Consider the following 12,831-nt stretch of genomic DNA (forward strand, 5'->3'; position numbering starts at 1 on the left):
CGCGTCAGCAATCAGAATTAGAGAGAATTCTCTCATTGGAACTCCGGGTCTGTGGTCCAGCCGTCACGAATTGCGGCCGAATCGGCATCAGCTGATGCAAATGGTTCGAGCGATCGGGGTCGCGGCCTGATCGCCGCGCTCGTGGTTTCGGCTGCCACGGCCTGCGTGGTGCTGGTGCTCTGGGTTCTGGGCAGCGCCCAGCAGGACCCTTACATCAAGGCCAGCCTTGAACTGCAGGGGGCCGTTGACCACGGCGGCCAGCTGTTCCGAATCAATTGCGCCGGCTGCCATGGCCTTGCCGGCCAGGGGTTGGTGGGCCCTCAACTTCAGGGCGTCAGCAACCAACTCAAAGACCCCGTTCTGGTGCACCAGATCATCAGCGGCGAGACTCCCCCCATGCCGAGCTTTGAGATGGAACCGCAATCGATGGCCGATCTGCTGGCCTACCTGCACACCCTCAGCTGAGCCGCTGCCTTGAATGCCGTTGTCGTGCTGGTGGAGCCGGCCGGCCCCCTGAACATCGGAAGCGTGGCCAGGCTCTGCGCCAATTTCGGGGTGGGCGAACTGCGGCTGGTGGCCCCCCGCTGTGACCACCTCAGCGAGGAGGCCATGCTGATGGCCGTGCACGGCCAGGCGCTGCTTCAGGGCGCCGTGGTGGTTCCCGACCTGCTGACGGCCATCCATGACTGCCGCCGCACCGTGGGCAGTTGCGGACGCCTGGACCATGGCGAGATCCCCCTGCAAACACCCGAGCAGGCCCTGGGTTGGTTGCTGGCCAGCGATGGCAGCAGCTCCAGCTCAGACGCCCCCGTGGCCTTGGTGTTTGGTCGGGAAGACCGCGGACTCAGCAACAGTGAGCTGCGGCTCTGCCAGAGGGTTCTCTGCCTGCAGAGCGGGGAGGCCTATCCCTCGCTGAATCTCTCCCACGCCGTGGCGGTGGTGCTGCATGAGTTGGCCCGACTCAACAGCGGGAGCACGGAAACCCGCTGCATCGAGCCCCCATCGCCGGACCCGGCAGCCGCCAAGGCGCTTTCAGCCTGTCTTGACGACGCCACTGACCTGCTACTGGAGGCCGGTTTCCTGCTGGAGCACACCGCCGCCGCCCGCATGGCCAAGGTGCGGGATCTGCTGCAACGCGCCACGGTGCGCGCCGAAGAGGTGGCTCTGCTGCGGGGAATGGTGCGCCAACTGCGCTGGGCCATCCGCGCCAAGCGCCCCTAATCTCTGCCGAACAGTCACGGCTGAAAGGTTGAGCAGCAGTCGTTCGTCACGTCGCTCCGCCGGCTGGAGAGGTCCGGCCCAGCTCATCCTGCGGCTGGTGCTGATGGGGGTGGGTCTTGGACTGCTCACCGGCAGCGGCCTGCGGCTGCTGGCGCCGCGCGTTCAGCAACAGGAGATCGCCCTACCCAGCTGGCTGGCCGATCAAGCGCTGATCACCACGCTGCTCGGTGACGCCGTGGAGCCGCCCAGCACTGAAAACGCCCCAGGGAAGAGAACTGCTTCTGTCGTGGCGAAAGGCCTGAAGCAGGCACGCTTCGCCCCCAGGCAGGAAATCAGGGCGCTCTCAGAGCGCTGGCTGGAGCTGGCCGCACAACAGAGCGATCTGCAGGCCAGCGCCTACATGCTGATCCTCGACGACGGGCGCTTTGCGGCCATGCAGGCCGAACGGCCGATGGCTGCCGCCAGCTCGATCAAGACGCCGATCCTGCTCGCAGTGCTGGAACTGCTGGATCAGGGAACACTGCAGTGGAACGAACCGCTCACGCTCACCGAGGAGCTGGTGGGGGGAGGCGCCGGTTGGATGGCCTCCCGGCCCCTGGGCAGTCGCTTCCCCACCCATGAGGTAGCCACGGAAATGATCCGGGTGAGCGACAACTCCGCCACCAACCTGATGATTGCCCGGGCGGGCGGAATGGATGCGATCAACGCCCGCTTTCAGGAGCTGGACCTGCCCTCCACCGTGGTGAACAACTGGCTGCCGGATCTCGACGGAACCAACACCACCAGTGCCAGAGATCTCAGCCGGGCCATCGCCTTGGTGGACAGCGGGGAGCTGCTGGCTCCCCGCAGCCGGGATCTGTTTCGCGAGGTGATGGGCACGTCGATCACCAACACGCTGCTGCCCAGGGGCTTGATGCGCGGCCTCGGTGGCGCCCAGGGCGAACCGGACGCAAGCCTGGCCCGCAAGGGGTACCGCGTCTACAACAAAACAGGTGACATCGGCATCGCCTACGCCGATGCCGGACTGATCGAACTCCCCGACGGACGACGCGCTGTGGCGGGATTTCTGGTGGAGGGCCCCTTCAACGACCCCCGATCCACCGAACTGATCCGTCGGCTCGCCGCTGCCATGGCACCGCACCTCAAACCCATCCCTGTTCCGCCCAAGCCATGAAGTTCGCTCCGCTGTTGTCTGCTGCCTGGCTGGCTGTTACAGCCATGCCCGGCGCTGCGGAGGTGATTGAGCGTCAACAGAGCGTTCGCCCCCTGCCGGGAGGCCTCGACAGCGTGTTGATGGTGAACGACAACAACCCCGAACTGATCGAGGACGACGGCATCCTGATCTCAACCTTCCCCGACGGGAAGGCGGCGTCAGTTCCGGTGGTGCTCAACGGTCGCTTTGACCTGTTCAGCCACCACGTGTATGCCGGTGATGCGGAGGGCAGCCCCAGCTCAACCCTGTGGCTGGCGGTGCTGGCGGCTCCGCTGGGGAACGCTCCTGTGACCCTGCAGCTGCTCTCGGGAAGCACCTCGCTCTCGCAGGCCACAGGGCCCGGCCAGACCCAGGCCCCCTTCCTGCCCTTGCCGAGCCTGATGCCGGAAACCACCGACGTGGTGGCGTCTGGCCCCGGCAGCCGTGTGGCCGGAGATCTGTTGGCCGGCCGCCGCGCAGCGGAACTCACCACCCGCCGCTGGAGCCTGGCACCGGGCGCACCCACACAGCTGCTGCTGCTGCCCATTCCCGTGGCCGGTCTCGATCCCCTGCTCAACGGCCGCAACCTGCAACTGCGCTTCCACAGCTCCGGCCCTGTGGCGCTGGCCACCCTGGCCGCCCACGGTGAAAACGGAAAGGCTCCAAGCGAACAGCACTGGCTGCAGCTGCTCAAAGACCAGCGCATGAGCAACAAGGAGCACCAACCCACCCCACGGGGCAGCAAGGGCAAGATCATCTATTCCCGGGTGAGCGGTATTCAGATCGGCAGCAGCTGGCGGGCGCGCATCACCGACCCGGGCAGCCCAGTGCTGGCCGCACCAACGGCACCCATCTCCTGGCCGATCAGCAGCCTGGAGCGCGGCACCCTCGCCACCAACCAGGTGCAAACCGCGGAACTCAAAAGCTTTTACCCCGGCACCGCCTGGGCGGCCCACGGCAACTATGGGGTGGAGTACGACCTCACCCTGCCGCTGAAAAACACCGGTTCAGCCGCGGTCACGCTGCAGTTGTCGCTGGATTCGCCCCTCAAAGGCAACAGCACCACCTCCTTGCTGCGCTTCCGCGATGACCTCAACGGTCCGGTGATGTTCCGCGGGCCTGTGCAGACCACGGGTCTGGAGGATTCAGAGGGTGTTACCAAGGGGCGCCAGACCCAGCACCTGGTGCTTCGCCAGGGGCAGCAGGGGCCGTCCCTGGGGCAGCTGATGCTCAAGCCAGGGGAGGACAAAGAGGTGCGCGTTCGCCTGGTCTATCCCGCTGATGCCACGCCACCGCAGGTCATCACCGTGCAGCCTGTGAAACAATCCTGAGCACGCCTAGAGAATTGCTCGTGACTGCACCCCGGAAGCGCAGGGTCTTCCCCTTCACTGCGGTGATCGGTCAAGAGGAGATGAAGCTGGCCCTGCTTCTCAACGTGATCGATCCGCGCATCGGCGGCGTGATGATCATGGGAGACCGTGGCACCGGCAAATCCACCACGATCCGTGCCCTGGCTGATCTACTGCCGGACATCGACGTTGTCGCCGGCGATCCTTACAACAGCTCGGCCAGCGATCCCGACCTGCAAAGCAGTGAGGTGCGCGAGCGGATGCAGCAGGGGGAAACCCTGAGCACCGAACCGCGGCAGGTGCCGATGGTGGACCTGCCCCTCGGTGCAACGGAAGACCGCCTCTGCGGCACCATCGACATCGAGAAAGCCCTGAGCGAAGGCGTACGCGCCTTTGAGCCCGGCCTGCTGGCCAAGGCCAACCGCGGCCTGCTCTACGTGGATGAGGTGAACCTGCTCGACGACCACCTCGTCGACGTCCTTCTTGATTCGGCGGCCTCCGGCTGGAACACGGTGGAACGGGAAGGCGTCTCGGTGCGCCACCCTGCCCGTTTCGTGTTGATCGGCTCCGGCAACCCCGAGGAAGGCGAACTCCGCCCCCAGCTGCTCGACCGTTTCGGCATGAGCGTGGAAGTGCGCACCGTGCGTGATCCGGAGCTGCGGGTGCAGGTGGTGGACCAGCGCACCGCTTTCGACAGCGATCCCGATGGCTTCAGCACCGCCGTGGAGGGCAATCAAAACGCCCTGCAACAGCGGGTGGTGGAGGCCCAGCAACGCCTCGGCCAGGTGACCATCGATGAGGATCTGCGCCTACGCATCTCCGCCGTCTGCGGCGAGCTGGATGTGGATGGTCTGCGGGGTGACATCGTCACCAACCGTGCCGCCCGAGCCTTGGCTGCCTTCGAGGGACGCACGGAAGTGAGCGAGGAAGACGTGGCCCGCGTGGCCTCCTGCTGCCTGCGCCACCGGCTGCGCAAGGACCCCCTGGAGCAGGTGGATTCGGGCGACCGCGTGGTGAAAGTGTTCTGCAAGGTGTTTGAGCGCAGCGAGAGCAGCGACCGCGCTGATTTCGAACTGGCCCTCGCCGCCTGATCCCCCCACAATCAGCCCATGCGGATCCTCGGCATCGACCCGGGCCTCGCCCGGGTGGGCTATGGGGTGATTGACATCCAGGACGGATGCCAGCGCATGCTCGATTGCGGCATCATCCAGACCGATTCCGGTCGATCCGATGGTGATCGGATGGTGGAGATTGCTGGCGACCTGCGCCAGCTGATCCGGATCTGGCGCCCGGAACTGGCAGCCGTGGAGAAGTTTTTCTTCTACCGATCCAGCAACACCATCAACGTGGTGCAGGCGCGGGGCGTGGTGGTGATGACCCTGGCCCGCTTCAAGATCCCGATGGTGGAGTTCCCTCCGATGCAGATCAAACTCGCCGTGGCGGGGTTCGGCCATGCCGAAAAGGATGAAGTGCTGGAGGCGGTGATGCGGGAGTTGAACCTGGAGGAACCGCCCCGCCCGGACGATGCGGCCGATGCCCTGGCGGTGGCGCTGACGGCCTGGTTGCAGCGATGAGCAGCAAGCCAACCCTGCGCCGTCACTTCAAAGCCCAGCGTCATCTGGAGGAAGCCGCCACACGATCCATCCAGAACGCCGTGGCGGCGCTGATCGGCCAGTTCAACTGCGGCAGCCGCCATGTGGGGATCTACTGGCCCCTTCCGGGGGAGGTGGATGTACGGCCGCTGCGGGATGGTCCCCATCCGCCCTTGGCCTTGCCGGTGGCCGATGGCAACGGCCGGCTCATCTACCGGAGCTGGGGTGAGGAGCCGCTTCAGCCCGATGGCTGCGGCATTCCCGCGCCTGCCGCTGGAGATGCTCTGCAACCCGATCAGCTGGCGCTGCTGCTGGTGCCGGCTCTGGCGGTGGACGGCGCGGGAATCCGCCTGGGCTACGGCGGTGGGTATTACGACCGGCTCAGGGCTGATCCCGCCTGGGCTGCCGTACCGGCCTGGGTGGTGCTGCCCTCAACCTGCCTTGCGGCCGAGGCGTTGCCTCGAGAGTCCTGGGATGTTCCGTTCACCGGCTGGATCACGGAACAGGGTGCTGGCCGGCCCGCCTGAGGGGCCGCATTATGGGCACCATTGAACGCCCTTCCATGCTGCGTCTGCTGGCTCCACTGGTTCTGCTCGGCTCGGTGCTGCAGGGCGCGCTGCTGGCCCCTGCCAAGGCCCATCAGATCGAAAGTGCTCTGCAGTATCTCGATGGTGATCTGCAATTGAGCAGCAGCTTTTCCAACGGTGAGCCCACCCAGGGGGCCGTTGTTCGCCTGCTCAATGCCGATGGCACGCCAGGGCAGGAACTGGGCCGCACCGATGCCGAGGGACGCCTCAGCCTCGATCTCAGCAGCGTTGGCAACGGCACCGTTGATCTCCAGGTGGACGGAGGTCCAGGCCACCGCGACTACCTCGAACTTCCCGTTCAAAACGGCGAAGTGGATCTGAACGAGGTGGTCATGTTCCCCTTCAGCCTGGTGATGGTGGGGCTGCTGGTTAGCGTGCGACGTCGAAACGACTGAGCCCCGCATGGCCACCAGCACCGGCAGTGATGCCCTCGACCGGATGGTGGAGCGCTTGGGCGGCACCGCCGATCCAAAGCGCCGCTATGAGTACGTGCTCTGGTTGGCCAAGAAGCTCGCGCCCATGCCGGCCGAGCAGCAGACCGACGACATCAAGGTGAAGGGATGTGTGTCGCAGGTGTTTGTGCGGGGTGCCCTCGATGAGGGAGTGATGCGCTGGCAGGGGGACTCCGATGCGCTGATCACCAAGGGACTGCTGGCATTGTTGATCCAGGGGCTGGATGGATTGACGCCGGCCCAGGTGCAGGCTGTGGACCCGGCCTTCATTGCGGCAACAGGCCTGCAGGCCAGCCTGACGCCCTCCCGCGCCAATGGCTTCCTCAACATCCTTCTGGCCATGCAGGAGCAGGCCCGTCAACTGGACAGCTGATCAAGCGCTGATCAGGACAGGAACAGGAACAGAAGCCAAATCACGTCAATACATAGAGTCGCTCGCAAACGTTCCAACACGGATCACAGGGGATGGCAGCAAAGGTCGGCGTGGGTCTGCTGGGACTGGGCACGGTTGGCGGTGGAGTGGCGTCGATCCTCCAGAACCCCAGCGAACGTCACCCGCTGGTGGGTGAACTGGAGCTGATCCGTGTTGCCGTCCGCGATCTGAACCGCCCCCGGCCCGTCGCCCTGGACGAAAGCCTGCTGACCACCGACCCATCGTCGGTGATTCAGGACCCAGCCGTGGACGTGGTGGTGGAGGTGATCGGTGGTCTGGAGCCGGCCCGCAGCCTGATTCTCCAGGCGATTGCAGCCGGCAAATCCGTGGTGACCGCCAACAAGGCCGTGATCGCACGCCACGGTCAGGAAATCGCTGAAGCCGCGGCCGCCGCGGGGGTGTACGTGCTGATCGAGGCCGCCGTTGGTGGCGGCATTCCCATCATTGAGCCGCTGAAGCAGTCCCTGGGGGGCAACCGCATCAACCGCGTCAGCGGCATCATCAACGGCACCACCAACTACATCCTCACCCGCATGGCTGAGGAGGGGGCCGCCTATGACGCGGTGCTCAAGGATGCCCAGGAGCTGGGCTACGCCGAAGCCGATCCGGCAGCGGATGTGGACGGTCTTGATGCGGCCGACAAGATCGCAATCCTGGCCACCCTGGCCTTCGGCGGCAGCGTGGATCGGGCTGCCGTTCCCACCGACGGCATCAGTGGCCTGCAGGGCGTGGATGTGGATTACGCCAATCAACTGGGCTACGGCGTGAAGCTGCTGGCCGTGGCCGAGCGCATGGCCGAAAGCGGCGATCCCCTGCCCCTCTCGCTACGAGTGCAGCCCACGCTGGTGCCCAAGGACCACCCCCTGGCCGGCGTGAACGGCGTCAACAACGCCATCCTTGTGGAAGGTGACCCCATTGGCCGGGTGATGTTCTACGGCCCTGGTGCGGGAGCCGGCCCGACCGCCTCTGCGGTGGTGGCCGACATCCTCAACATCGCTGGCATCCGCCAGGCCAGTGAAGGGCCGGGGAACGTGGACCCTCTGCTGGCGGCCAGCAGCTGGCGACCCTGCGCTCTGGTCGACTCAGGCGACATTCGCCAACGCCACTATGTGCGTTTCAAGACAAAAGATGCCCCCGGCGTGATCGGCAAGGTGGGTGGCTGCTTCGGCCAACGCAACGTGTCGATCCAGTCGATCGTGCAGTTCAATGCCAGCGACGCCGGCGCCGAGATCGTTGTTATCACCCATGAAGTGAGCCAACGCCAGATGAATGAAGCGCTCGACGCCATCCAGGCTTTGCCGGAGGTGTCTGGCCTGGCCACTCACCTCGGCTGCCTCTAAGGAGAGCTTCCGCCCTGGCGAATGCCCCCGGGCGTGCGTCAGAGTGTCAAGAACTTTCACGGCACAGGCCTGAATCCTCAGATCTGTGCTCGAAACGGTTCATGCAGAACCTCACCTGCTCGAGTCCCGGTCAAGGCTGCCCCCTAGAGGAGGGGGTGAATCCGATGACGGTGCACCAGGGAGATTGCGTCAATCTCGACAGTGACGACGACACCTATCAAGTGATCGGCGTGGATGGTGACCATGACCGCTGCTGGGTGCGCCGCTGGCCCCTGCAGAGCAACGAGGGCTCACCGGTGTTCGAAATCTCGTTGGAAAGGATTCGCCAGGTCGGGTAAGTCCCTGTTGAATGGGCCGAACCGTCGATGGTTGAGGCCCGTTGAAGCGCATCGATCGCCCCACGAGATGGACGTGCGGTGGCGCGCTGATGGCTCTGGCCCTGGCCATCACCCAGATGGGGTGTCAGGCCCCGCCGCCCACCAGCCGCATCACGGTGGCCTCGGCGGGCCGAATCAGCTCCCTGGATCCAGCCCAGGCCAGCACCCTCGGCGCCACGCAGCTGATCAGCGCCCTGGGGGATCCGCTCTATCGCCTGAAGCGGGATGGATCCCTGGAACCTCGCCTGGCGGCATCGGCTCCCGTTCTGAGTGATGGCGGTCGCACCGTCACGGTTCCCCTGCGCACCGACGTGCGTTTTCACGATGGAACGCCGTTCAATGCCGCAGCCATGGCCTTCAGCCTGCGGCGTTTCCTCGAGATTGGAACCCTCAGCTATGTGGTGGGCGATCGGATTGCGGCGGTGGAGGAAGCCGACAGCCACACCCTGCGGCTGCGGCTCAGTCGCCCCTCCACATCCCTCCAGGGTCTGCTGACGTCGATCAACCTCACCCCGATCTCACCAACGGCCTACAGCAACCACCAGGACCGTTTTCTGCACGACCGCTTTGTGGGGACAGGCCCCTACCAACTGACCCGCTTCAGCGAACATCAGCAACGCTTGGAGCCCTTTGCCCAGTATTGGGGTGAGGCGCCTCGCAACAACGGCCTCGATCTGATCACGCTGAGCAACTCCACGGCGCTCTACGGGGCATTGCGCAGTGGCGAGGTGGATCTGCTGCTCTCCGCCTCGATCGACGAAGACCAGCGCCATACCCTGCATGAACGGGCCAGCGCGGGGGAGCTGCACGAGTCAGTGGGTCCGGCGATGGAGATCGGCTACATCACCCTGCTGAGCAACCGGGAGCCATTCCAGGACCCCAACCTCAGACGGGCCCTGGCCGTCAGCCTGAACCGAAACGAGATCAGTGAACGGGTGAGCTACGGGCTGCGCCGTCCGCTGCGGGCGCTGGTGCCCCCCAGCCTGGCCGGTGGCGCCATGGCCCCATGGCCCGAACACAACCCCGAGCAGGCCCGAAAGCTGCTGCAGGCGGCGGGCTACTGCAACGGCAGCACCCTGCGCTTTCCGCTCACTTTCCGCTCCAATGTGCCCGCCGACAAATTGCTGGCCCTCACCTGGCAGGCCCAGGTGCAACGGGACCTCTCGGATTGCCTGGTGTTGGATCTGGATGGTGTCGAGTCGACCACCATCTACCGCCAGCTGGGGGAAGGTGCCTTCAAAGCCGTGATGATGGATTGGCGCGGCAGCTACCCCGATCCGGAGGCCTATCTGACGCCGCTGTTGAGCTGCACCTCGGTGGAGGGCAACATCTGCATGGAAGGGGAAGCAGCCATCAGCGGCAGCTTCTGGAGTGCCCCCGGATTGCAGACCGCCCTGCTGAAATCCGACACGCTGACGGGCGATGCCCGCCGCACCGCCCTGGATCGTGTGGACCATCTCTCCGCCGACGGTGCCGCCTACATCCCCGTCTGGCTGGATTCACCTCGGGCCTGGGCCCAGCTGAACCTCAACCCTCCACGATTTGATGGCAGTGGTCAGCTGATGCTCGCTGAGCTGGAGCGCCGCCAGGACGGAGCAACGAACAACTGATGGGACGCGCCCGAGACCTCGCCCGCTACAGCGCCACCCGCCTCGCCCTGGCGCCCTTGATGTTGTGGCTGATCGCCAGCCTGGTGTTCCTGTTGCTGCGCGTCGCCCCAGGGGATCCCGTGGATGCGGTGCTCGGCAGCCGTGCCCCCGCCGCCGCCAAAGCCGCCATGCGAGCTCGGCTTGGCCTGGATCAATCGTTGCTGGATCAGTACCTCAGCTATCTCAATGGATTGATCCACGGCGATCTGGGGCAGGCCCTGATCAACCAGGAGCCGGTGCGAGCCATCATCGGCAAAACCCTGCCCGCCAGCCTGGAGCTGAGCGTGATCGCCCTGGTGTTGGCTGCCGTGGTGGGGCTGAGCATTGGCTTCAGCGGCATTGCCCGGCCCGAGGGAAAGATTGACCTGGGCGGACGCCTCTATGGATTGGGCACCTATGCCCTGCCGCCCTTCTGGGTGGCCATGCTGGTGCAGCTGGTATTCGCCGTCAGCCTGGGCTGGTTGCCTGTGGGCGGGCGCTTCCCCCCCAGCCTTCTCCCCCCCGAGGGCAGCGGATTTTTCCTGCTGGACAGCGCTCTGCAGAACAACTGGGCCGCTTTCCGAGGCACCGTGCGTCATCTGATCCTGCCCGCGGGGACCCTGGCCCTGCTGCTCAGCGGCACCTTCACGACCGCCCTGCGACTGAACCTGCGGCGCACCCTGCGCGGCGACCACGTGGAAGCGGCGCGCAGCCGCGGCCTCAGTGAGCGCCAGGTGATCCTGCGCCACGGACTGCCCAATGCTTTGCTGCCGGTGCTCACCATTGCTGGCATCACCGTGGCCTCCTTGATCGGGGGAGCCCTGCTGATTGAAGTGACCTTTTCCTGGCCAGGCATTGCCTTGCGGCTGCAGGAAGCCATCAACCAGAGGGACTACCCCGTCGTTCAGGGGATCGTGGTGGTGATCGCCGCCCTGGTGGTGCTGGTGAGTGTTGCCGTTGACCTGCTGGTGGCCAGCCTCGATCCACGGGTGCGCTACTGATCCAGCAGCTGCAGGGCCCTGCGACGGCCAAAGCGATGCCAGCGCGTCTTGGAACTGGCGTCCATCAGGTGAACGGCATCGTTGCTGGCTGACGGGGAGTTCAGGGAATCAAGAAAACGGATGACTTCATAAGCAATCACCCGTTGAACGCTGAGGGGATTGACGCCCACCAACTCTTCGCCGAGCCGGAAGATGTCGTCCCCCTCTGACGCCTTGCCCTGGCCATCCACACGAATCGGTGAAAAGTGACTGGCCCCCTCCACCACCACCACCCGGCTGGCGGGATGCTCCGCCAATCCAGCCAAAAGAGCCAGCTGCTCATCCAGAGGAGGGGTGATCAGATCGAGGGTGCCACCCACCATCAATAGCGGAATCGGCAACGCCCGACTGGCGCGGTGCGGCCAGATCAACCCACCAAAGCTGTTGAGCCCCACCACCGCCCGGGGCAGCGAGTCCATTGCTTTGCTCTCGAGCACACGGCCTGCCGCCAGTTCGCACTGAAGCAATTCCGACAGGTTGGTCAGGGGCAAGCCAGCCAGGGCCGCTTCACAGCGCTGAGCCATCCCGGGCAGCAGCTCCGCACCACTGGCCAGGAGGGCCGTTAAGGCACCCAGGGAATGGCCCATCAGCACCACCTCGGTCCCGGGGATGTTCAAATCGCCCCGTCGTTGCGCCTCCAGCACCGCCTTCAGATCAGCCAACCGATCACGAAGTGCTGCGGCGCCATCAAACGACTGCCGCCCCTCCAGCAAACCCTGAACAGCGGCAGCATCACTGCCGGGATGCTCCAGCACCAGCACGGGCCAGCCCGCCTGCATCAGCGAACGGGCCAGCCAGTGGAAGTGGTTGGGGTCACCGCCCAGCCCCGGCATCATCAAGACCCATGTCTGATCCGATCGAGGCGACTGGGGGATCCAACCTTCCAGGCGCAATGGCCGCGAACGATGGCCCACTGCAAGCGTTTCGTGACGGAGCGCATCAGCCGAGGCAGAACGCGCCCTGCCCTGAAGGGGCTGCAGCCGAGCCTCTTCCCGAGCCAAAGTCCGCATCAAGGCCTGATGACGCTTCAATTCCAGCCGCCAGCGGTTGGCAGCAGCCACCAATGCATCCAGATCCAGACGCAACTGCGGGGTGGGCAACGCCTCCAACACATCCAGCGTTGAAACGGTTTCCTGCCGTTCGAGCAGCTGCTCCAGCGTGGAGAGCACCAGGGAACGGTTGAGACGCTGACCGTCCTCCACGCGAATCAATTCCCCCAGCGCATCCAGCAGCGGACCCGCCCCCCAGCTGCTGAGCAGCTGACGGCCGAGGCTGCGGCGGGAGAGCACCGGAGCCTGGAGCAGACGGATCAGCCCCTTGCGGCTCTCGGGAGCGAGAAGCCCCATCCAGGTGGACAACTCCGATCGCGAAAGCTGCGCCAGATCAGCCGTCGGCGAGCGAACAAAGGCTCCGAGTTCCTCTACTGAAATCTGAAGAACCACACCGTCGATCTTGACCTCCACACGTTCTGTGGAGCCAACAGGCCACGATCCGCATGTGCTGAGCAGCAGACTGCCCATCAAGCCCATCGCGATGCATCGTCCTGTTAAGCGTCCGCGCAGCAACGCCTGACCCTCTGCGTTGGTGGAACCAGTTTCCATCACCCCTGAGAAATGTCAC

Annotated in this window: 14 protein-coding genes; 13 read left to right on the plus strand and 1 reads right to left on the minus strand. The window is 65.2% G+C overall.

Going from position 1 to position 12,831, the window contains the following annotated elements; translation table 11 throughout:
* Positions 1 to 51 precede the first annotated feature (51 nt).
* The 13 genes from SynRS9907_RS09980 (at position 52) to SynRS9907_RS10040 (ending at position 11,172) form a co-directional block, all read left to right on the plus strand.
* Positions 52 to 465, plus strand: coding sequence for a c-type cytochrome (locus SynRS9907_RS09980; protein WP_188020893.1), 414 nt, complete (start codon positions 52 to 54; stop codon positions 463 to 465).
* A 9-nt stretch (positions 466 to 474) separates the two neighbouring features.
* Positions 475 to 1,221, plus strand: a complete 747-nt coding sequence (locus tag SynRS9907_RS09985) for an RNA methyltransferase (protein ID WP_188020894.1) — start codon at positions 475 to 477, stop codon at positions 1,219 to 1,221.
* 28 nt (positions 1,222 to 1,249) lie between these two features.
* The gene (locus SynRS9907_RS09990) at positions 1,250 to 2,395 is read left to right on the plus strand and encodes a serine hydrolase (protein ID WP_188020895.1); all 1,146 of its coding nucleotides are present in this window, start codon (positions 1,250 to 1,252) and stop codon (positions 2,393 to 2,395) included.
* Positions 2,392 to 3,744, plus strand: a complete 1,353-nt coding sequence (locus SynRS9907_RS09995) for a DUF3370 domain-containing protein (protein ID WP_188020896.1) — start codon at positions 2,392 to 2,394, stop codon at positions 3,742 to 3,744. Before SynRS9907_RS09990 ends, SynRS9907_RS09995 begins: the two co-directional genes overlap by 4 nt.
* A 20-nt stretch (positions 3,745 to 3,764) precedes the next feature.
* On the plus strand, positions 3,765 to 4,853 hold the full coding sequence (bchI, locus tag SynRS9907_RS10000; RefSeq protein WP_114988646.1) for a magnesium chelatase ATPase subunit I: 1,089 nt from the start codon (positions 3,765 to 3,767) through the stop codon (positions 4,851 to 4,853).
* A gap of 18 nt (positions 4,854 to 4,871) precedes the next feature.
* Positions 4,872 to 5,336 (plus strand): crossover junction endodeoxyribonuclease RuvC, encoded by a 465-nt coding sequence (gene ruvC, locus SynRS9907_RS10005; RefSeq protein ID WP_115161318.1) that lies wholly within the window; start codon positions 4,872 to 4,874, stop codon positions 5,334 to 5,336.
* Positions 5,333 to 5,881, plus strand: a complete 549-nt coding sequence (locus SynRS9907_RS10010) for a 5-formyltetrahydrofolate cyclo-ligase (RefSeq protein ID WP_188020897.1) — start codon at positions 5,333 to 5,335, stop codon at positions 5,879 to 5,881. Before ruvC ends, SynRS9907_RS10010 begins: the two co-directional genes overlap by 4 nt.
* 11 nt (positions 5,882 to 5,892) lie before the next feature.
* On the plus strand, positions 5,893 to 6,336 hold the full coding sequence (locus SynRS9907_RS10015; protein WP_188020898.1) for a hypothetical protein: 444 nt from the start codon (positions 5,893 to 5,895) through the stop codon (positions 6,334 to 6,336).
* A 7-nt stretch (positions 6,337 to 6,343) separates the two neighbouring features.
* Complete coding sequence (locus tag SynRS9907_RS10020) at positions 6,344 to 6,766, plus strand: SufE family protein (RefSeq protein ID WP_188020899.1); 423 nt, start codon at positions 6,344 to 6,346, stop codon at positions 6,764 to 6,766.
* Positions 6,767 to 6,858: 92 nt separating this feature from the next.
* Positions 6,859 to 8,166, plus strand: coding sequence for a homoserine dehydrogenase (locus SynRS9907_RS10025; RefSeq protein ID WP_188020900.1), 1,308 nt, complete (start codon positions 6,859 to 6,861; stop codon positions 8,164 to 8,166).
* Between the two features lie 101 nt (positions 8,167 to 8,267).
* Positions 8,268 to 8,504 carry a hypothetical protein gene (locus tag SynRS9907_RS10030; RefSeq protein WP_041435076.1) on the plus strand — a complete coding sequence of 79 codons (237 nt, stop codon included), beginning with the start codon at positions 8,268 to 8,270 and terminating at the stop codon, positions 8,502 to 8,504.
* An 89-nt stretch (positions 8,505 to 8,593) separates the two neighbouring features.
* Positions 8,594 to 10,153: an ABC transporter substrate-binding protein gene (locus tag SynRS9907_RS10035; protein ID WP_188020901.1), complete on the plus strand. Its 1,560-nt coding sequence runs from the start codon at positions 8,594 to 8,596 to the stop codon at positions 10,151 to 10,153.
* A complete protein-coding gene (locus SynRS9907_RS10040; protein WP_188020902.1) occupies positions 10,153 to 11,172 on the plus strand; it encodes an ABC transporter permease in 1,020 nt (339 codons plus the stop codon). The genes SynRS9907_RS10035 and SynRS9907_RS10040 overlap by 1 nt, the downstream gene beginning before the upstream one ends.
* Here the strand turns inward: SynRS9907_RS10040 and SynRS9907_RS10045 are convergent.
* Positions 11,166 to 12,812: an alpha/beta hydrolase gene (locus tag SynRS9907_RS10045; protein ID WP_255445861.1), complete on the minus strand. Its 1,647-nt coding sequence runs from the start codon at positions 12,810 to 12,812 to the stop codon at positions 11,166 to 11,168. The genes SynRS9907_RS10040 and SynRS9907_RS10045 overlap by 7 nt on opposite strands.
* Positions 12,813 to 12,831: the final 19 nt, after the last annotated feature.

The sequence above is a fragment of the Synechococcus sp. RS9907 genome, assembly GCF_014279615.1.
GTDB lineage: Bacteria > Cyanobacteriota > Cyanobacteriia > PCC-6307 > Cyanobiaceae > Parasynechococcus.